This window comes from Mesorhizobium sp. WSM4819 (assembly GCF_055811215.1).
Window position 1 is genome coordinate 37,521 of sequence record NZ_JBVVQO010000001.1, and the last position, 19,067, is coordinate 56,587.

General features: G+C 63.1%; 19 protein-coding genes. 8 read left to right on the top strand and 11 right to left on the bottom strand.

Annotated elements, in window-relative coordinates; genetic code table 11:
• Positions 1 to 10: 10 nt before the first annotated feature.
• On the bottom strand, positions 11 to 481 hold the full coding sequence (locus AC0L18_RS00170; protein WP_473490139.1) for a (2Fe-2S)-binding protein: 471 nt from the start codon (positions 479 to 481) through the stop codon (positions 11 to 13).
• 312 nt (positions 482 to 793) lie between these two features.
• Here AC0L18_RS00170 and AC0L18_RS00175 point away from each other — a divergent pair, with 312 nt between their 5' ends.
• Together AC0L18_RS00175 and AC0L18_RS00180 are read left to right on the top strand one after the other, a co-directional pair.
• Positions 794 to 1,513 carry a response regulator gene (locus AC0L18_RS00175; RefSeq protein ID WP_023798507.1) on the top strand — a complete coding sequence of 240 codons (720 nt, stop codon included), beginning with the start codon at positions 794 to 796 and terminating at the stop codon, positions 1,511 to 1,513.
• Entirely contained in the window at positions 1,510 to 2,991 is a 1,482-nt protein-coding gene (locus AC0L18_RS00180) for an ATP-binding protein (RefSeq protein WP_473490140.1), read from the top strand. Before AC0L18_RS00175 ends, AC0L18_RS00180 begins: the two co-directional genes overlap by 4 nt.
• Before the next feature lie 42 nt (positions 2,992 to 3,033).
• Here the strand turns inward: AC0L18_RS00180 and AC0L18_RS00185 are convergent, their stop codons facing one another.
• The 8 genes from AC0L18_RS00185 to AC0L18_RS00220 are packed head-to-tail and all read right to left on the bottom strand — an operon-like array spanning position 3,034 to position 10,942.
• Positions 3,034 to 3,828, bottom strand: coding sequence for an SDR family NAD(P)-dependent oxidoreductase (locus AC0L18_RS00185; protein ID WP_473490141.1), 795 nt, complete (start codon positions 3,826 to 3,828; stop codon positions 3,034 to 3,036).
• An 11-nt stretch (positions 3,829 to 3,839) separates the two neighbouring features.
• Positions 3,840 to 4,259, bottom strand: coding sequence for a diol dehydratase small subunit (locus AC0L18_RS00190; RefSeq protein WP_473490142.1), 420 nt, complete (start codon positions 4,257 to 4,259; stop codon positions 3,840 to 3,842).
• Positions 4,256 to 6,523: a propanediol/glycerol family dehydratase large subunit gene (locus tag AC0L18_RS00195; protein WP_473490143.1), complete on the bottom strand. Its 2,268-nt coding sequence runs from the start codon at positions 6,521 to 6,523 to the stop codon at positions 4,256 to 4,258. Before AC0L18_RS00195 ends, AC0L18_RS00190 begins: the two co-directional genes overlap by 4 nt.
• A 25-nt stretch (positions 6,524 to 6,548) precedes the next feature.
• The gene (locus tag AC0L18_RS00200; protein ID WP_473490144.1) at positions 6,549 to 6,710 is read right to left on the bottom strand and encodes a hypothetical protein; all 162 of its coding nucleotides are present in this window, start codon (positions 6,708 to 6,710) and stop codon (positions 6,549 to 6,551) included.
• A complete protein-coding gene (locus AC0L18_RS00205) occupies positions 6,707 to 7,762 on the bottom strand; it encodes an ABC transporter ATP-binding protein (RefSeq protein WP_473490145.1) in 1,056 nt (351 codons plus the stop codon). Before AC0L18_RS00205 ends, AC0L18_RS00200 begins: the two co-directional genes overlap by 4 nt.
• Positions 7,763 to 7,780: 18 nt before the next feature.
• On the bottom strand, positions 7,781 to 8,599 hold the full coding sequence (locus AC0L18_RS00210) for a carbohydrate ABC transporter permease (protein WP_473490146.1): 819 nt from the start codon (positions 8,597 to 8,599) through the stop codon (positions 7,781 to 7,783).
• Positions 8,596 to 9,525, bottom strand: a complete 930-nt coding sequence (locus tag AC0L18_RS00215) for a carbohydrate ABC transporter permease (RefSeq protein ID WP_473490147.1) — start codon at positions 9,523 to 9,525, stop codon at positions 8,596 to 8,598. The genes AC0L18_RS00210 and AC0L18_RS00215 overlap by 4 nt, the downstream gene beginning before the upstream one ends.
• A 55-nt stretch (positions 9,526 to 9,580) precedes the next feature.
• Positions 9,581 to 10,942 (bottom strand): extracellular solute-binding protein, encoded by a 1,362-nt coding sequence (locus AC0L18_RS00220; RefSeq protein WP_473490148.1) that lies wholly within the window; start codon positions 10,940 to 10,942, stop codon positions 9,581 to 9,583.
• A 383-nt stretch (positions 10,943 to 11,325) separates the two neighbouring features.
• Between AC0L18_RS00220 and AC0L18_RS00225 the strand changes: the two genes are divergently transcribed.
• On the top strand, positions 11,326 to 12,186 hold the full coding sequence (locus tag AC0L18_RS00225) for a helix-turn-helix transcriptional regulator (protein WP_473490149.1): 861 nt from the start codon (positions 11,326 to 11,328) through the stop codon (positions 12,184 to 12,186).
• 155 nt (positions 12,187 to 12,341) lie between these two features.
• On the opposite strand, the gene AC0L18_RS00230 is transcribed toward AC0L18_RS00225, so the two are convergent.
• A complete protein-coding gene (locus tag AC0L18_RS00230) occupies positions 12,342 to 12,779 on the bottom strand; it encodes a YqaA family protein (protein WP_473490150.1) in 438 nt (145 codons plus the stop codon).
• A 246-nt stretch (positions 12,780 to 13,025) separates the two neighbouring features.
• The gene (locus tag AC0L18_RS00235; protein ID WP_473490444.1) at positions 13,026 to 13,184 is read right to left on the bottom strand and encodes a hypothetical protein; all 159 of its coding nucleotides are present in this window, start codon (positions 13,182 to 13,184) and stop codon (positions 13,026 to 13,028) included.
• Positions 13,185 to 14,017: 833 nt separating this feature from the next.
• Here AC0L18_RS00235 and AC0L18_RS00240 point away from each other — a divergent pair.
• The 5 genes from AC0L18_RS00240 (at position 14,018) to AC0L18_RS00260 (ending at position 18,880) form a co-directional block, all read left to right on the top strand.
• Positions 14,018 to 14,737: a FadR/GntR family transcriptional regulator gene (locus AC0L18_RS00240; RefSeq protein WP_473490151.1), complete on the top strand. Its 720-nt coding sequence runs from the start codon at positions 14,018 to 14,020 to the stop codon at positions 14,735 to 14,737.
• 60 nt (positions 14,738 to 14,797) lie between these two features.
• Complete coding sequence (locus AC0L18_RS00245; protein ID WP_473490152.1) at positions 14,798 to 15,772, top strand: sialic acid TRAP transporter substrate-binding protein SiaP; 975 nt, start codon at positions 14,798 to 14,800, stop codon at positions 15,770 to 15,772.
• 79 nt (positions 15,773 to 15,851) lie between these two features.
• Complete coding sequence (locus AC0L18_RS00250) at positions 15,852 to 16,424, top strand: TRAP transporter small permease (protein WP_023798555.1); 573 nt, start codon at positions 15,852 to 15,854, stop codon at positions 16,422 to 16,424.
• Between the two features lie 3 nt (positions 16,425 to 16,427).
• Positions 16,428 to 17,834, top strand: coding sequence for a TRAP transporter large permease (locus AC0L18_RS00255; protein ID WP_473490153.1), 1,407 nt, complete (start codon positions 16,428 to 16,430; stop codon positions 17,832 to 17,834).
• Positions 17,831 to 18,880: an L-idonate 5-dehydrogenase gene (locus tag AC0L18_RS00260; RefSeq protein ID WP_473490154.1), complete on the top strand. Its 1,050-nt coding sequence runs from the start codon at positions 17,831 to 17,833 to the stop codon at positions 18,878 to 18,880. The genes AC0L18_RS00255 and AC0L18_RS00260 overlap by 4 nt, the downstream gene beginning before the upstream one ends.
• Positions 18,881 to 19,067 lie beyond the last annotated feature (187 nt).

Sequence of the window (19,067 nt, forward strand, 5' to 3'; positions counted from 1 at the left end):
ACTGCTCTCCTCAACCGCGTTGCGTGGCTTCGCCGGCCTTGGCGGCCAGCTTGATCGCGGCGCGCACCCGGTTGTAGGTGCCGCATCGGCAGATGTTGGTGATCTCGGCGTTGATGTCCTCGTCCGCGGGGTTCGCGTTCTGCATGAGCAGACCCGCCGCAGCCATGATCATGCCGGCCTGGCAGTAGCCGCATTGCGGTACGTCGAGCGCCAGCCAGGCCTGCTGGACCGGATGCGAGCTGTCCGGCGAAAGCCCCTCGATGGTGGTGATTTGCTGGTCGGGCTCGACCGCGCTCACCGGAAGCACGCAGGAGCGCGTGGCGACGCCGTCTATATGGATGGTGCAGGCGCCGCAGGCGGCAACGCCGCAACCGTACTTCGTTCCGGTAAGCCCGATCTGCTCGCGGATCACCCACAGCAGCGGCGTGTCCGGATCGACCTCGATGTCACGTGGCGTGCCGTTGATGATCAATCTGGCCATTGTGCAATCCTTTCGATCAAAGGCTGGCGAGGACCGAAGTCTGGATGCCGCCCCTGGCGACAAAGACCGGACGTCCCGGCTAGCGACGAGGCCAAGTTAGGCGGGAGCTGTCGCAGAACCTTGTCCCGAACACCGGCAGTTCATCGCAAGTTGTCGCGGGCGCAGTGCTCTGATACATTTCGTTACACTTCTCACGCTTTGTTGATGTCGGGCGAGATTGCCGCCATGGCGCGGAAGGTGATCATCCGTGTAGACGCAAACTAGATATCGTCGATACTGACCGACTATTCAGCGGCGACCTTGGAGCATTGCATGGAAGTGGCGCAGCACATTGCGGTCGTCGACGACCACAGGGACATCCGCGATCTCGTGGGGAAATACCTCACGCAGCAGGGTTATCGCGTCAGCGTCGCCGACAGCACGGCCGCGCTCAAGCGGCTGCTCGACCGCAGCCTGCCCGATCTTATCGTCCTCGACGTCATGATGCCGGGCGAGGACGGCATTGCCGCCTGCCGGCACGTGCGCGGAACGGTCGACGTTCCGATCATCTTCCTTACCGCCATGGCCGAGGAGGTCGACCGGATCGTCGGCCTCGAGATCGGGGCCGACGACTACCTGACGAAGCCGTTCAATCCGCGGGAATTGCTGGCGCGGATCAAGGCTGTGCTCAGGCGCGTCCACAGCCTGCCGCCGCAGCGCGGTCGGCTCAAGTCGAACGCGCTGCGCTTCGACCGCTGGACCCTGAATGTCGGCCGCCGCGAGCTGGTCGGGCTCGACGGCGTGGCGGTCGCGCTCAGCACGGCCGAATTCCGCCTTCTCACCGCTTTTATCGAGCATGTCGGGATCGTGCTCAGCCGGGATCAGTTGCTCGACCTCACCGTCGGGCGCTCGGCCGACGGTTTCGACCGGGCCGTCGACAACCAGGTGAGCCGGCTGCGCAAGAAGATCGAGGCGGACCCAAAGAATCCAATGCTGATCAAGACGCACTGGGGCGGCGGCTACTGCTTCACCGCCGAGGTGGCCCAGGCATGATGCTGTTATGGAGACGCAGCCTGGCGGCCCGCTTCCTCATGCTGGTGCTGCTTGCGCTCGCCCTGTCGCAGGCGATCACCTTCCTGATCTCTTGGGACGAGCGCGGACAAGCCCTGCACGCGGCGGCCAAGGGCGAGTTCGTCAGCCGCACGTCCTCGCTTGCCATTTTGCTGGACACGACGCCGCCCTCGCTTCGACCCGACATCCTCAACGTCAGCGGCACCGCCTATACGCGCTTCTGGACCTCGCACGACGGGCCGAGCAATCCCCTCGCCTGGCAACAGGAGGCGCTGACGCAACTCGCCAAGCCGCTGCCCGGCATTGCCGCCAAATATGCCGCCTACATGAACGGGCAGGCCTCGAACGCGGTCGCTGCCGCCGATCCTTCGGTGCCGCCGCGCATGCTGGACCTGTCCGGCAGTGGCAGCCCGTTCACCCGACCTGCCAAGTTTCTTTATCTGGACGGCGCCCCAAACGGCATGGGGCTTTCCGTCCGCCTTGACGACAGCACCTGGCTGAATGCCGCCTACGCCAAGGTGATGCCGAGCGCCTTCTGGACCGCGCAATCGGCGATATCGCTGGGGCTCACCGCACTCATCCTGTCCGCCATAGCGATTTTCGGGGCGCAGGCAATCGCGCGTCCGCTGCGACGGCTCGCCAATGCCGCAGAACTGTTCGGCCGCGGCGAGGCAGTGCCGCGGCTGCCGGAATCAGGGCCGGACGACATCCGCCAGACCGCAGAGGCGTTCAACCGCATGCAGGAGCGCCTGCAGCGCTTCGTCGAGGACCGCACGCGCATGCTGGCGGCGATCAGCCACGACCTGCGCACACCGCTGACCTCGCTCCGGCTGCGCGCCGAGTTCGTCCAGGATCACGATCTCCAGGAGAAGATGCTGAAGACCATCGAGGAAATCCAGACGATGACGGAAGCAGCGCTCGCCTTCGCGCGCGAGGACGCCGCGGTGGAGGAGACGCGAACCGTCGATCTTTCGGCGCTGGTCGGCAGCCTCTGCGACGACCTCGAGGAGCTGGGCCAAAACGTCACCGTCAGCGACGGGCCCAAGGTGCTGTATCGCTGCCGGCCGGACTCGCTGCGCCGGGCGATCCGCAACCTCGTCGAAAATGCCGTCCGCTATGGCGAGCAGGCCAAGGTGAGCCTGGTCAGGCGCACCGACAGCCTGGACATCGTGGTCGAGGACGCCGGGCCCGGCATTCCGCAAGCCGACATGGAACAGGTGTTCGCGCCCTTCTTCCGCCTGGAGCAGTCGCGCAACCGGGAGACCGGCGGCGTCGGGCTCGGCCTGTCAATTGCCCGCGCCATCGCCCGCCACCACGGCGGCGACATCGTGCTGGAAAACCGGAGCAACGGCCTTCGCGCGATCATCAGGCTGCCGCTCATCGACATGGCCAAGCAGCTTGCCCCGGCGCCGGTGCCTGAGACGAGCCCTCCGACCGGACTGCGATCCTTGCCGGCTTGACCGAAACCCATCCCGCGATCGCGCCAGGCCCGCTGCATAGGCTCAACGGGTGATAGATTGGCCCGAGTTCGTCCCGCCCGCGAGAGACTCGCCTCCGTCAGCGACCAGTGCATGGCCGGTCATGTAGGACGACTTATCGGACACCATGAACAGAATGACCTCGGCGATCTCGTCGGTCGTTGCGAAGCGGCCCATCGGGACGATGTTGGCGATCGCGTGCTCCAGCGCTTTGCGGCCGCCGAGTTGGTCCGTGTAGGGATCGTTGAACGGCGTATCGACCCAGCCGGGGCAGAGCGAATTGATGCGGATGCCGTAACGCGCGACATCCAGTGCGATCTGGCGGGTCATGGTGATCGATGCGGCCTTGCTGGTGATGTAGGCGGTCATCGCTCTGTCGAGGAAGACGCCGGAGTTCGACGACGTATTGAGGATGACGCCGCCGCGCTGTCTCTTCATGACCGGTAGGACTGCTTGGCAGGCGACGAACTGGGCATGCACGTTAACCGCCCAAGAGTGATCGAAACCGGCGCCGTCGATCTCCTCGACGCTGCCCGCGACCTGCACACCGGCATGATTGTGCAAGATGTCGATGCGCCCATGTCGATCGGCCACGTCCTGGATGACGCCGACGACGGCTGCATCGTCGGTGACGTCGATACGGATGGCCTCGCCGCGCCCGCCGGCGGCGGCGATGGAGTCGACCGTGCCACGCGCGGCATCGAGATCGCGGTCAGTGACGATGACCGTCGCGCCCTCGCGCGCCATGGCTTCCGATCCGGCCTGACCGATGCCGGAGCCGGCACCGGTGACGATGGCGATCCGCCCCTGAAGTATCATTCGATTTTCCCCTAGTACCGGCGGCGAAACAGATTGCGGCGCTCGTAAACGGCGACCGCTTCGTCGATCAGCGCCGCGATGGTGTGCGCGCCGTATTCGCGACGCAGCAGCTCGGCGCGCTCTTTGAGCAGATGGGCTTCGGGAATTCGGCCCGGCCGCAACATTTCATAGGTGTCCAGAATGAGGTCTCGCGGGACGGAGACGAGGTCGGCGGCGCGTTCGAGATTGAGCGCAAGCCGGTCGCGGCCCGCATCGCGGGCGATCGATGCCTGAAGTCTGAGCACGTCGGCCGAAATCCGGATGTCTTCGGCACCGATCCGTTCCGAAATCACTGCGTCGAGCGTCAAATCGGCAAGCGGCATGCCCGACGCCGACACCGCCTGATCGGGCGCGTTCTCGGAGATGGGATAGAGGTCGAGAGGGGATGTCACGGACGAAGCCCTCCTTGTCCGATTGCAAACGCGACATCGAGCGGCGGGGCATCCGGCACTACCAGCCCGGTCTCTATCGCGTAGAGCATGGCGACGCGCACATGGTAGCGGGCGCCAAGCGCCTGACCTTCGGTCGGCACGATGACGGGTTCCGGAGCGAGCCCCAGCGCGTGGAGCGCGGCGTTGCGGCCCATTGCGCGGTAGTGGTCGAGCGTCGTGATCGGTGCATTCGAGAACAGTTCGATGTTCATGTGCGGCAGCCGGTCGGCGCGGTGGATGACTGCGGTGCCCTTGGCCTGGATGCCGATGGCATAACCCGAGCCGGAGAGGCGCGCCGCGGTGAGGCCGAGGAAGGACGTGTCGGCGGTATGTCGGATGCGGACGAGGCGCGGCACGCCGCCGCCCTCGCTCACACCATCGGTCAGGGCCAGCACCACGTCGATCAAGTCGTGGCCGGCTGTCGTTTGCGTGAGCTCGTTGCCGAATGCGGGGCTGAGGCCAATCACCACCTCGCGCGGATCCGTGCCTTTCCCGGCCTCGCCGCCTGGAATCAGCCATGGCTCCGAGGTCGGGTCGACGCGACGCTCGCTCTCCAGCACCTTCTCGCGTGTCTGAACATCGCGCACGCCTCGGACCGCTTCCCATCTAGCTTCGGACATCCGATATCCGCTGCCCGGCCCCCGGTAGTCGTTGGGATCGTTGAGCGCGCTGATGACCTTGCCGTCGCGCAGGATGGCCGACGTCTGCAGATAGTCGCCGGAGATGCGCTGGCGAAGCATCAGCAATAGGTTCTCGGCCTCGCGCCCGAAGCCCCGTTTGTGCAGCGCCCGCACCACATCCACCGCCGTTAGTCCGCGATCGCGAATGGCTTCGCTGATGCGCGTGACCTCGCCTGTCGAGAAGGTTTCGGTATCGAGCGAGCCCGAGGCGGCGGCGACGGAGAGCATCCAGGCTTCCGGCACTTCGGCGAGGCCAAGCTCCTGGAAGACGGCGGCCAGCGCCTTGATCGCTTGCATGCGGAGCTCGCGGATATTGCTCTCCTCTATGGGCGTCAGCCCACCATCCGCCTCGAGGTCACGCTGCAGAGCGAGGAAGTCCTCGACGTCCTCGCCGTTGAACAGGGATGGGTTGAACGAATTGTCGTATTTGCGGATCGATCCCATGCCGGAACACAACAGGTCGGAGCCGGCCATGAGGAAGGGCGTGATCTTGGCGCCAACCCGGATCTCGGACTCGCTGACGCGGGTGTCGTTGCCGGAGGCGCATTCAAGGCCGAGCCAGACGGCGATGAGGTTTTCGGCCATGAGCTCGCGCATGCCCCCCGCCATCGAGACGGTCAACGGCGCGCCGTCGATGCCGCCGTTCTGCGTTCCCTGTACGCCCATGGCGCGCTGCAGGCAGAGGCAACGGGCTTCCAGGTAGAGAACGGACTGATGTTCGTGAAAACCCATCAGCAGCTCGGAGGATGCGCCAGACGTGCAGCGTGCCTTGATGCCGCGCGAGGCGTAGGCGGCGGTGAGGAAAGCCTTGGACCAGGGTGTGTCGTCGCCATCGACGAACGCAGCTTCCGTGCCATAAACCGATACCGTCTCGGCATAGGAAGTGAAGCCAGCCAGGCCGATGCGCAGCTCTTCCGCTTCCTCGATCGAGCACTGGAACAGAACGCCGCCACGCCCAACCGACGCGCCGACAGCGCAGGCGACGGCGTTGGCCCAGGAGTTTGATGCGACGCGCATCGTCGTCTCGATCTCGTCGAAGCCGAGCGCCACGGCAACGGCGGCGTCTGCTGCAAGCTGCAGAGGATCATCCTTGGCGTTGGTGACGTGTGCCTGGTTTCCCGGCGTGCGGCGCTGCCGCATTTTGGAATAGGCGAAGGTGATCTCCAGTGACGACAAGTGCGACACGACGGAAGCCAGCTTCGCCGGCGTCATGCCGCGAGCCAGCCGCTCGAGCCTTTCGCGCGGCACGTTGATGTCGACCAGCATGCGGGCGACTTCGCCCGAATCCATTGCCATCGCCTCATCGATCAGGCCGAGATCGAGATGATGTGCGGCGATGAAGGAATCGAGGATGTCGAAGTCGGCTTCCGGCTTACCGTCGATCTCGACCACGCGTCCGTTTTCGACTCGCGCCGACGGCGCGGGGTCCCACGGGCTGTGAAAGGTGGCAAAGCCCGCTTCCGGATCCTCCGCGGCAAAGCGGTCGTGCCGCAGCGGCCGCGCGTCCCATTCGTCGAAGCGGCGCCAGCGCGGGGGCGAAGTCATCGCGTTCCTCCCTCATGTCGAGCGCTCAGAACCATCGCAGCCATACAAGCTGGATGAGGATGAGCACGATCACGTCCCAGAAGATCACCTCGCCGATCGTGAACCAACGCTTCACGCGGTTGACGCGCCAGAAGCCGAGCCAGACGATCGCGGCCAGAATGAACGGGACAAAGCTGGCGGCGGTCACTCCACCCTCTTTCCCGTGGCGGCGTCGAAATAGTGCAGCGCCTGCTTCGGAAAGGAGACGCTCACCGGCTGTCCCGGCTCGATCGCATCGCAATTCGTCTGGGTCCGCAGCGTGATTGCCTGCCCGCCCGCGTTTTGCAAGATCAGCAGCGCGTCGGGTTCGATCGCTTCTTTCACGTCCACGGTAAGCGTCATGGCTGCCGGTGCATTCGACGCCACGAATTCGATCTGCTCCGGCCGGATGCCGAGCGTGATCGGCCCGTCGAGGCGATCGACCGAGCAAGCCACGGCGCCAGCCTGGAACAGGCCGCCCTTGACCACTCCGTCGATCGTGTTCATCGCCGGGCGGCCCATGAACTCGGCGACGAAGCGGTTGGCAGGCCGGCGGTAGATCGTCTTCGGCTCGTCGAATTGCACCAGCCGGCCCTCCTTCAGCACGGCGATGCGCGTCGCCAGCGTCATCGCCTCCTCCTGGTCATGCGTGACGAAGACGAAGGTTTTGTCGAGTTGGCGGTGCAGGCGGTTGAGCTCGGTGCGCATATGCAGGCGCAGCAGCGCGTCCAAGTTGGAAAGCGGTTCGTCCATGAGGCAGATCGCCGGTTGCCATACCAGGGCGCGCGCTACGGCGACACGTTGCGCCTGGCCGCCGGAGAGCTGCGCCGGCTTGCGCTGCAGATAGGGGGCGATGCGCAGAAGCTCGGCAACGTCCTTCACCGAACGCTCGATTTCCGCGGCGGCCACTTTGCGGATGCGCAGGGGATAGGCGATGTTCTCGAAGACGGTCTTGTGGCTGTAGAGTGCGTAGTTCTGGAACACCATGCCGATGCCGCGGAAGCGCGGCGGCACGTTGGTCACATCCCTACCTTCGATCTCGATGCGGCCGCTCGACGGCTGCTCCAGCCCGGCGAGCAGGCGGCACGCAGTTGTTTTGCCAGACCCGGAGGGCCCAAGCAGCACGATGAATTCGCCGACATCGAAGTCGAGATCGAGCCGATCGAGCGCGACGGTGCCGTCCGAAAACCGCTTCGTCACTTCCTTGAACGAGACTGCCATTGGATGCTCCGCTAGTCCTTAGCCCTTCACCGCGCCGAAGGTCAGGCCGCGCACGAGGTGCTTCTGGACGAGAAATGTGAAGACGATGATCGGCAGGGTGGCAACCACTGCCACCGCGGCGACCTGCCCCCACAGGGTGCCGTGTGGCGTGATCAGGCCGGGAATGCCAACCGTCAGCGGCCGCCCCTCGAACGCCACGAGGATAAAGGCGTAGAGGAACTCGTTCCACGACATGATGAAGCAAAGCACCGCTGTTGCCGCGAGTCCGGGCGCGGCCAGCGGCACGACGATGTGCACGAATGCTCCAAGCTTCGAGCGCCCGTCCATCATCGCCGCCTCGTCGATCTCCTTCGGTATCTCGGCGAAGAAGCCGCGCATCATCCAGACGACCAGCGACAGATTGAAGCTCGTATGGGCAATCACCACGGCGTAGATCGTGTCGGTCAGGCCGATTGTGGTGAAGAACAGGAAGAGCGGCACTGCGATCGCGATCGGCGGCGCCATGCGCGTCGTCAGGAAGAAGAAAAACAGGTCTTCCTTGCCGGCGAAATCCGTGCGCGCGAACACATAGGCGGCCGGCGCGCCGATCAGGATCGACAGCGCAGTCGATCCCAGCGAGATGATCAGCGAATTGAAGACGAGTGGGAGATATTCCTTGTCGATGAAAACCGCCGGATAATTGGCGAAGGTCGGCATGAAGAACCAGGTCGGCTGCGTCGAGAGGATATCGAGGCGGCCCTTGAAGGACGTCAGCAAGATCCAGACGTACGGCGTAAGCGCAAGCACCAGTACGCAGGCGAGGATTCCGATCGCTAGGACCTTCCAGGATTTGCTCATGGCCTGACCGCTTGGTCCGCCGACTTCCAGTACACGGCCTTGTAAAAGATCGAGCACATGATCAGCACGACGAGGTAGACCATGAACGAGACCGCGGCGCCGTAGCCGAGGTTCCAGGTCTTGAAGTTGACGCGGTAGGCGTAGATCGAGAGCAGTTCCGACACGGTACCGGGGCCGCCGCCGGTCATGATGAAGACCTTGTCGAACTCTTTGAAAGCGTCGATGCCGCGCAGCAGAAGCACCAGCGCGATGATCGGGCGCATCAGCGGCAACAGGATGTCGGTGAACTGCCGCCACGGCCCGGCACCGTCCATTGTCGCTGCCTCGAAGGGCGAGCGCGGCAAGCTCATCAGCCCGGCCAGGATGATCAGCGTCACGAAAGGCGTCCACTGCCAGACGTCGATGGCGATGATGGTGGGCATGACGAGCCCCGACGACGAGAAGACGGCGCTGGAACGCGACAGCAGGCCAACGACCCGCAGGTAGTGCGTCGCCATGCCGAAGTCGCCCTGCAGCAGCAGGCGCCAGATCAGCCCGACAGCGACAGGAGCTAGCATCATCGGCACCAGCAGCAGCGTCGTCAGCAGACGCTGCCGCTCGATGTAGCGCCAGATCAGCCATGCCAGCATGAAGCCGAGCAGGAACTCGATCGACACCGCGACCAGGACAAAGCGGATGGTACGCCAGAAGGACCCCCAGAAGATTGCATCCTCACGCACCAGCCTGCGAAAGTTGTCGAAGCCGACGAATACGCCCTTCTGGTCCGGATTGGCGAAACTCAGGTCGGTCATCGCCGTGTAGACCATGTAATAAAAAGGCCCCACGAGAAAGACGAGGACGAGCAGCGCCGCCGGCAGGATCAGTGGCATAGATGCGCCGCGGTCGAGCAGGAACTGTCCGCGCGAAGGTCGAGTGCCTTTGGTCATGATATGCCCGGCGTTCTCCCGCGGGTTGTCTTCCACGGGATTAGGATAGCAGCCCTCACTGCACCGGATATTTCATCGGTGCGCAGGCCCCGAGCAGCGCCGAGATCTCCTTGGCCGATTCATCGAGCGCCGCCTTTGCTTCCTTCTCGCCGGCGAGATAGGAGGACAATTCGCGGACCAGGATGTCGGTCATCTCGCTCGCCTGCGGGATGGTAGGCTTCGGCTTGGCCACCTCATTGGACGCCATCGAGGCCTTGGCATACGGCAGCTTCTGCACGTCAGTGGATGCATAAACATCTGGCCTTGCGGAAGCGCCGCCATTCAGATGCTGGTTGAGTTGCTGTTCGTACTCCAGCATCCACTGGATGAAGAGGTATGCGGCCTCTTTGTTCTTAGACGTCGTTGGAATGAGGTATGACCAGCCCTCCACCTGAGCGACCTTGCCGCCTTCACCCTGCGGCACGATGTCGAAACCCATCTTGCCGACGACCGTCGACACGTTCTCATCGACGGCAACGGCGTAGGTCGCGTCGTTCCACATGATGAGCTCGGCGACCTTGCCCTGCTGCATCAACGCCATGACGTCGTCCCAGAAGTAGTTGAGCGTGTCCGGTGGCGAGAAGGCCATCAGGCTCTTGTAGTATTCGGTAGCGGCAATGGCCTGCGGGCTGTTGACGATGACCGGGCCGCATTCGGAGCCCGACTTCACCTCCAACATGTCGCCGCCGAAGGAGTAGAGGAAGTTCAGCCACTCGTACCACAGCGCTTCGTGGCGCTTGCCCTGCAGTGCGGTGCCGTAGAGACCCTGGTCAGGGCGGTTGAACCATTCGGCGATGTCGCGATACTGCTTCCAGTCCTGCGCCGGGCCGAGGTCGTAGCCGTACTTGGCCTTAAAGCCGTCCATCTCCTTGGCGTCGGTCAGGAGATCGGACCGATACCAAGCGTACATTGTGAGCGCGGTGAACGGAAAGCCATAGGCCTTGCCCCCGTACCAAGAGATTTCCTTCCAGAGACCCTGGTACAGCTGTTCCTCCGGCTTGAACTCGGGGTCGCGCAGTGTCGCCGAGGTCATAAACTGCTCGATCGGCTCGACATGGCCGTTGGTGACGAACTTGCCGACATTGCGGTGCTGCTGGAGGATGAAGTCGTAGCGGCCGCGCTTTGAGTTGAGGTCGAGCATCACCTTGCTGGCGGTCTCGGACGCCTCATACATCTCGATCTCGACCGTGATGCCGGTGCGCTTCTCGAACTCGGGCGCCAGCTTCTTCATCGCCTCGAGCGGCGGCAGCGCCTCGCCGATAGTGCGGATCGTGGTGCCCTTATACGGCGCCGCCGCTTCCTCCAGCGTCCAGGCACCGGCCTGTCCGGCAATGCCGAGCGTCGCGAATGCCGCGAGCGCCGGTGCCGTTATCAACATGCGTAGGCGTGAACTGTCTCCAAACATCGAGATTCCCCTTGGTTAATTGTCGTTGCGGTGCTGTCCACATTGGCTGGGCTTGAATGCTGGTCCGCCGGGGATTGGCCGTGCCCGGCCGGCCGTGAGATCTGTGGCGTGTTGGCGGCGATCGCCATTCAGGTCCTCCACCACTGCACGCGGAATCGCCCGACTTGTCCGAGAGGCCTCAGGTCCGCAAGGCCTTAGGATGTCAGTATATGCTATCGACGCCTGCCTGCGTAGCTCTTGTTGCGAAGAAGGCATATTCCACAAACTTGACAAAGCCTATAAGAGCATGCCGTTCGTGGGATATTTCCCTTACAGTGTAATCCAAAACGCATATGCCTTTCGGGATAGGAGCGACGGTGAGGGACGAAGCCTCTGAAGCAGCGTCAGGCAGGCGACTGCTGTCGCATCCCGAATGGTTCGACGCCCTCGGCGAACTTCTCGCGCAGGTGGGATCGCACCAGTTCCCGGACGCATTCGCCAAAACCATCCATCGTCTCGCACCATTCGACTACACGGTGAGTTTCGCTTATAGCGGCCCGGGCAAGCCGCTGTGCGTGCACCACACCTTCGCCCCGAAGCAGTTCGAAATTCACGTTCGAGAATACGAGATCGGGCCTTACCTACTCGATCCGTTCTATAAGGCGACGGCGAACGGCACGCGGTCGGGAGTTTACCGGCTGTCCGACCTTGCACCCGACCAGTTCTACAAGAGCGAATACTACAAGTCCTATTACGTGCAGACCGGACCGGTCGACGAGATCGCCTTTTTCACCCCCGGCAAGGACGGGTGGATCATAGCGACGTCGCTGATGCGCGCGCCCAGCCGCCAGAATTTCACCGCGCACGACCTGCGCACGCTCCGTATCGTCGAGCCCTTGGTCCGGCGCATCGTTGAGATGCACTGGCGCACCGACGAAAGGCTCAAGACCGCGACGCCGGTCGAAGACGACAAGTCAATGATGCGGCGCACCGTGCAGGATGCATTGGGGGCACGCGGCATGCCGCCGCTGACGCCACGAGAACTGCAGGTCGTCGGCCTCGTTCTTGAAGGTCACTCCTCCGAGTCGATCGCCAACCTGCTGGGCATCTCAGCCGGGACGGTCCGCATCCACCGCAAGAATATCTATGCCAAGATGCGCATATCCTCTCAGCGCGAACTATTTGCAATCTTCATCAAGGCGCCGGCGACCACCTCGTGGCCGGTCACGTCTGGGTAGGCCGGCGCCGCTATTTCGCGGCCGATCGACGAGCCAGGAAGATGGATGCTCCAGCTATGCCGCACAAGGGACGTTGGCATGCCCTCGGCATGATGCATCCTACGTGTCATCATGAGTTGTGCTATGGCACTGCGCTGATGTCCGCGATTTCGGTCTTACATCAGGCCCAGCACCGCTGCGGCGACAACCAGATAACGCGAAACTTTCGCCAGGGCGACGATTGCGACAAAGCTCCAAAGCGGCTCGCGCAAAACCCCGGCGACCACAGTCAGGGGATCGCCGACGATCGGCATCCAGCTTAACAAGAGCGACCATCTTCCATAGCGACGATACCAGTTCGTGGCGCGGTTGAGCCTCGCCGGACGCAGTGGAAACCAGGGCTTGTCCCGGAAGCGTTCGATCCCTCGACCAAGTCCCCAGTTCACCGCCGAACCAAGGATGTTTCCTATGCTGGCGACAACAACCAGCATTGTGGGCGAGAAGGAACCGGTGGCGAGGAGCCCGGCAAGAGCAGTCTCCGACTGCGCCGGAAGGATGGTCGCCGCGGCGAAGGCAATCGCAAACAGGCCGCCGTAAGCGGCAAAGACATCCATCTACGTTTCGCCTTGCGGAGCAGGCGTCAGGGTTGCACGTCGATCACGACCATGAGTCCGCCACCACCTTTCCTCAACAACATTGTTGTAGTTCGCATGATGCCCGATATCCGGGATGGATAAACACTTTTCCGGGCCGACGCGGCTGCTAGACGCGACATCGCCTTCCCCATCGCCCCAAAACCACAGGATAAGGCCTTCCGGTCGCTGGCAAGGTCAATAGCTTCCGCCAATGGCCTCTGAACTTTAAGGGGCACGGATATGCGGTCGGAAGATCAAGTCATAAGCAGGGCCCGTTACCAACTCCATCAGCCGCTCGGCGGCAAAGCCGATCATCTCGCGCAGGATATCGGCGTCGGGGGTCTTCTCTGCGAGCGTGCGCAGGTTCATCATGTCGCGGGTCATCGGTCGTTCCCTTCGAACCAGGTTGTGTCAGCACCCAACCCTACCGAAGAACATCGATGACCGCCGCTACGCCGCTCGCTCGCTACAGCGCTGTTGAGGGCGCGCTCGCGAGCGGCTTCGCTACCGCCGACCTACACCACGCGGTGGGACACGACCGACTGGCAGGCAAGGCCGAGCATGACCGTTTCGCAGTCTGCACTGCAGCGGTCTCAACAGGAACCGTCCAAATGCACCGTACTTTCCGGCGGATCTTAGCGACAATGTTGATTGCCTGGGGTGTCGGCTACGCTGCCGGCTACGCGCAGGCGCAAAACCCGCTCATCATTACGGCACCAGTCTCCGGTCAGACTATTGATGGGACGCTCTCCTTTTCCGGGACGGCTGCCGTCAACAGCATCACACGGCGCGGAACTATTCGCGGGCAGACCAATACGGGGGTCGAATGCCGAGGGACAACTACCATCAACCTTACCTTTTCGCGTGGAGAAGGAACGATGGTTTGCGGGCAACTCTCAACCCGATTCGTGTTCTCGCTGACCAGCAGACAACCTCCAGCTGGCACAGGAACAGGAATCCTTTCCGATGGGCGAAAAGTGGTCGTGAGAATAGGACGATGATCCCAAAGCGACAGGCACGTCCTCTATCGAGAAGTGGCGGGCCGATCGATGACCTCCCGCGCCGAAAAAACTCCAGCTCACGGAGAATAGGTTCCATGGCCGTTCTCTGCTGCTTGACTCTCAGCCTTTTTCGCGGCAGGTTTCGATCAATAGGTCAGACCAATTTACCGATCCGGGATCAGCCAGATGATTCCGTTGAAGTAGAACTGGGTAACAATGCCGATCCAGGCCGTTGAACCGCGTCGACTTTACCGACAGATCGCCGATCAGCTCAGGCAGTTGATCGACGCGGGCGAGTTCGCAGTCGGCGATCGGCTGCCGACCGAGCGCGAGCTGGCCGATCAGCTTGGCATCTCCCGCCCGACCGTCCGTGAAGCGCTGATCGCGCTCGAGGTCGAGGGGCGCATACGCATTCGCGTCGGCTCGGGCATCTACGTCACCGAACCGCCGCGTGCCGAAATTTTGACGGCAGAAATGGATGAAGGCCCGTTCGAGCTGTTGCGGGCACGCGAGTTCATCGAAGGGGCGATCGCCGCCGAAGCCGCCCTCCATGCTCGGCCGATCGACATCGAACATATGGACGACGTGCTGCGCCGCATGGAGGACATACCTCGCCCGACCAGGATGACGATCGCGCTCGATCGCGAGTTCCATACGATGGTGGCGGGCATTCTCGGAAACGCCGTTCTGGTGCGCTGCATCGGCGAGCTCTTCGATCAGCGCATGAACCCATATTTCGAACGCCTGTCGAGCTATTTCGAGAACAGGGAGTCCTGGCGGGCCGCCGCGGAGGAGCATCGCGCGGTGCGCGACGCGATCGCGGCGCGCGAGCCTGAACGGGCCAAGGCCGCGATGCAGGAACATCTGCGTCAGTCGCAACTGAGATTCTCACGCAATTTCGGTGAGAAATCCGCGGCCAGGGAGGCCGCGGGATAGGAGTCCGCCGACCGGGAGGGTCCTGTCGGCACCGTCAATCCATTCACAGGGAGGAATATGATGTTGAGGAAATACGCCGTTCTGCTCGGCACGATCGCTGCAATCGCTCTGCCCATGGCTTCGGCCTCTGCACAAACCGCGCTGAAATGGGCCCATGTCTACGAAACGTCCGAACCCTTCCACACCGAGTCGGTGTGGGCGGCAGAGGAGATCAAGAAGCGCACCGACGGCCGCTATACGATCGACGTCTTCCCGGCTTCGCAACTCGGCAAGGAAGCCGACATCAACCAGGGGCTGACGCTCGGCACGGTCGACATCATCATCTCCGGATCGAGCTTCGCCGCCCGCGAATACCCGCCGATCGGCGTGACCTACTTCCCGTTCACTTTCCGCGACGCCGATCACCTGCTCGCTTACACCAAGAGCGACAAATACAAGGAGTTGACCGCCGGCTTCGAAGAGGCCTCCGGCCATCACATCACCGCGACCACCTACTACGGCACGCGTCACACGACCTCCAACCGGCCGATCGAGAAATGCGCCGACATGCAGGGCCTGAAGATCCGCGTGCCTGATGTGCCGGCCTATCTCGCCATGCCGCGCGCCTGCGGCGCCAACACCGCACCGATCGCCTTCGCCGAGGTCTATCTCGCCTTGCAGCAGGGCACGGTGGAAGCGCAGGAAAACCCGCTGACGACGATCGACGCCAAAAAATTCTACGAAGTGCAAAAGCACATTATCCTGACCGGGCACATCGTCGATCATCTCAACACGCTCGTGTCGCAATCGCGCTGGTCGCAATTGTCGGACGAGGACAAGGCGATCTTCACCGAGGTGATGCAGGAAGCCGCCGCGCGAGCGACCAAGATCATCGTCGATCGCGAGAAGGCTCTGGTTGATACCTTCAAGGAGCGCGGTCTCACCGTTACCGAAGTCGATCGCGCCGATTTCGAAAAGAACGTGATGGAGAAGGTGACGTTCGAGGAGTTCGGCTACCGCAAGGAGGACTGGGAGGCGATCCGCGCCGTCAAGTAACCCGCATCGATCCGGGCCCGGCGCGACAAGCGCGTCGGGTCTGTCGAGCCCGCTGTCCAACAGTGCCCGGAGCTTGCCGATGACCCAAGAGGTCCACACCCAGGTTACAGCAGAAGAACTGGCGCATGCCTTCGAGGAAGAAGCGCCGCCCATCGATCTGTCGCGATACGCGGTGGAGGACTGGGTCACGCTCGCCGTGTTCTGGGGCATGTCGTTCTGCGTGTTCCTGCAGTTCTTCACGCGCTACGTCATGAACAACAGTTTTGCCTGGACCGAGGAGATCGCCATCAACTGCCTCGTCGTCGTGGTCTTCCTGGGCTCGGTGATGTGCACGCGCACCACGCGCCACATCCACGTCGACGTGCTCTATCACTATCTCCCCGCTGGGGCGGGGCGCTACCTGGCGCTCGCGGTCAATGTGATTACCATTTGCTTCTTCGCCTACATGTCCTGGCTGCTTTGGCGCTATGTCGGGATCGTCCACCGCGAGCGGATGGTCACCATCAACCTGCCGCGCAATGTCGTCTTCTACGCCGTCTTCGCCGGTTTCGTGCTGATGATGCTGCGCGCAATCCAGGTCTTCATCGGCAACATTCGCCGCGGCTATTCGGCGCTGGAGCGCCCCGCCGCGTTCGACGGATTGGGGGAATAGGCCATGCTGCTTCTGATCGGAGCCTTTCTCGTCCTGATGCTGATCGGCGTGCCCGTCGCTGTGTCGATGGCGGTGTCGTCGCTGCTCTATCTCGTCTTCTATGGCGTGGCGCCCGACATCATCGCCGCGCAGCGCATGATCGCCGGTGTCGAGAGCTTTCCGCTGCTTGCCGTGCCGTTCTTCATCTTCGCCGGCAATCTGATGAACATCGCCGGTGTCACCGGGCGAATCTATTCGTTCGCGCTGGCGCTTGTCGGCTGGATGAAGGGCGGCCTCGCGCAGGTGAACATCATCGGATCGGTGGTCTTCGCCGGCATGTCGGGCGCAGCCCTTGCCGATGCCGCCGGCATCGGCACCATCGAGATCAAGGCGATGAAGGACCACGGCTATCCCGTGGAGGCGGCGGTCGGCGTCACCGCCGCCTCCTCGACGCTCGGCCCGATCTTCCCGCCGTCGCTGCCCTTCGTCATCTATGGCATGATGGCCAACGTCTCGATCGGGGCGCTGTTCATGGCCGGCATCCTGCCCGGCGTCGTCATGACAGCGCTGATGATGGTGACGGTCGCGATCTTCGCCCACCGCCGGGGCTGGGGTTCGGACACGCCGTTCAAATTGAACCGGCTCGCCGCCGCCTCGATCGAGGTCGCCGTCGTGTGCTGCTTTCCGCTGGCGGTTTATGTGCTTGTCCAGACGGGACTGTCGCTCAACATTGCTGTTGGCATCGTGCTCGTCATCCTGATCGCCTGCGACTGGTATTTCGACTTTTCCGCCGTCATGGCGTTGATGACGCCGATCATCCTGATCGGCGGCATGACCATGGGCTGGTTCACCCCGACCGAAGCGGCCATGGCCGCCGTCATCTGGTCGTTGTTTCTCGGGCTCGTGCGCTATCGGACGATGACACTCGCAGCCCTCGCCAAGGCCAGTTTCGACACGATCGAGACGACCGCGTCGGTCCTCTTCATCGTCACCGCGGCATCGATCTTCGCCTGGTTGCTCACGGTCAGCCAGGCGGCGCAGCTGTTCTCGGTCTTCATCACATCGCTGACCGAAAACAAATGGGTGTTCCTGATCCTGGTCAACATCCTGATGCTGGTCGTCGGCTGTTTTCTCGACACGATCGCCGCCATCACGATCCTTGTGCCGATCCTCCTGCCGATCGTGGTTCTCTACGGCATCGATCCGGTGCATTTCGGTCTGATCATGACGCTCAACCTGATGATCGGTCTGCTCCATCCGCCGCTCGGCATGGTGCTGTTCGTCCTCTCGCGGGTCGCAAAACTGTCGGTCGAGCGTACGACCATGGCAATTCTGCCCTGGCTCGTGCCGCTGATCGTCGCGCTGATCCTGATCACCTTCGTCCCCGCCATCACGCTGTGGCTGCCGACGCAAATGGGGCTGATCCGTTGATCGACAGTGCAATCGCAGCGACGCTGTTTGGCCCCGAGGATCTGCGCGTCGTCGAGCATCCGCTCGGCCCCCTCGCGCCCGGAATGGTGCGCGTGCGCTTCGGCGCCGGCGGCATCTGCGGTTCCGACCTGCACTATTTTCGCCATGCGCGGACCGGCGATTTTGTCGTCACATCGCCGCTCGTGCTCGGTCACGAGGTCGCCGGAGAGATCGTCGAAATCAACGCGGACGCGCCAGGACTTGCCGTCGGTGATCGCGTGGCGGTCAACCCGTCGCGCTGGTGCGGACAATGCTCCCGATGCGCAGAGGGCCGCGCCAATCTCTGTGAAAACATCTATTTCATGGGCTCGGCGTCGAAAACGCCGCACATGCAAGGCGGTTTTGCCAGCGTGTTCGACGCCACGCCGGCGCAATGTGTCAAGGTTCCGCATGCTGTCGCCTACAAGGCGGCGGCGCTCGCCGAACCGCTCGCCGTCAGCCTGCATGCTGTGGCGCGGGCCGGCGACATTGCCGGCCGCAACGTCATCCTGATCGGCGCCGGCCCCATCGGGCTCCTGACCATGCTCGCCGCCAGGCTCAAGGGTTGTGGCGAGCTCACCGTCGCCGACATAGCCGAGGCGCCGCTCGCCTTCGCCAGCAAACTTGGAGCAAACAGGACGATCAACCTGTTCGGCGGCGACGACGAACTCAAGGCGCTCGCGGCCGACACGACGATCGATGTCGCATTGGAGATTTCAGGCACCGCCGCCGGTCTCGCAGCGGCGATCGCCAGCGTCCGGCGCGGCGGCACGGTCGTTCAGGTCGGCAATCTGCCGGGTGGTCAGATCCCGGTGGCCGCCAATGCGGTGATGGCCAAGGAAATCAATCTGAACGGCACGTTTCGTTTCGGGGCGGAATTCAACGAGGCCGTCGACCTCATCGTCAGCGGGAATATAGATGTCCTGAAGCTGGTGACCGCCGAACGCCCCCTCTCCTCGGCCTACGATGCGTTTGCCCTGGCCGCCGACCGCTCGCAGAGCGTCAAGGTGGTGCTGACCGCCGACTGAGGCGTTTTCCCGGCGCCTCCCCATCAGGGGTCGGTTCCGGTAGGGCGAAATGGCCCTCTAAGCGCTCTGCTCCTTCGGCCACAGATAGTAGCCGGTCAGTAAAAAATGTGCGCCCAGGCCAGCGGCGAGATGTGCGCCAGAAGGTCGGGCGCTACATCGTATCCCTCGTTCCGTCGTTCCGCGACGG

Coding starts and splice junctions, on each gene's coding strand:
- AC0L18_RS00210 (WP_473490146.1), bottom strand. CDS start 8,599: ATGAGCAAATCCTGGAAGGTCCTAGCGATCGGAATCCTCGCCTGCGTA.
- AC0L18_RS00220 (WP_473490148.1), bottom strand. CDS start 10,942: ATGTTGATAACGGCACCGGCGCTCGCGGCATTCGCGACGCTCGGCATT.
- AC0L18_RS00215 (WP_473490147.1), bottom strand. CDS start 9,525: ATGACCAAAGGCACTCGACCTTCGCGCGGACAGTTCCTGCTCGACCGC.
- AC0L18_RS00230 (WP_473490150.1), bottom strand. CDS start 12,779: ATGGATGTCTTTGCCGCTTACGGCGGCCTGTTTGCGATTGCCTTCGCC.
- AC0L18_RS00240 (WP_473490151.1), top strand. CDS start 14,018: ATGCCGATCCAGGCCGTTGAACCGCGTCGACTTTACCGACAGATCGCC.
- AC0L18_RS00205 (WP_473490145.1), bottom strand. CDS start 7,762: ATGGCAGTCTCGTTCAAGGAAGTGACGAAGCGGTTTTCGGACGGCACC.
- AC0L18_RS00195 (WP_473490143.1), bottom strand. CDS start 6,523: ATGACTTCGCCCCCGCGCTGGCGCCGCTTCGACGAATGGGACGCGCGG.
- AC0L18_RS00170 (WP_473490139.1), bottom strand. CDS start 481: ATGGCCAGATTGATCATCAACGGCACGCCACGTGACATCGAGGTCGAT.
- AC0L18_RS00235 (WP_473490444.1), bottom strand. CDS start 13,184: ATGACCCGCGACATGATGAACCTGCGCACGCTCGCAGAGAAGACCCCC.
- AC0L18_RS00185 (WP_473490141.1), bottom strand. CDS start 3,828: ATGATACTTCAGGGGCGGATCGCCATCGTCACCGGTGCCGGCTCCGGC.
- AC0L18_RS00245 (WP_473490152.1), top strand. CDS start 14,798: ATGTTGAGGAAATACGCCGTTCTGCTCGGCACGATCGCTGCAATCGCT.
- AC0L18_RS00255 (WP_473490153.1), top strand. CDS start 16,428: ATGCTGCTTCTGATCGGAGCCTTTCTCGTCCTGATGCTGATCGGCGTG.
- AC0L18_RS00180 (WP_473490140.1), top strand. CDS start 1,510: ATGATGCTGTTATGGAGACGCAGCCTGGCGGCCCGCTTCCTCATGCTG.
- AC0L18_RS00175 (WP_023798507.1), top strand. CDS start 794: ATGGAAGTGGCGCAGCACATTGCGGTCGTCGACGACCACAGGGACATC.
- AC0L18_RS00250 (WP_023798555.1), top strand. CDS start 15,852: ATGACCCAAGAGGTCCACACCCAGGTTACAGCAGAAGAACTGGCGCAT.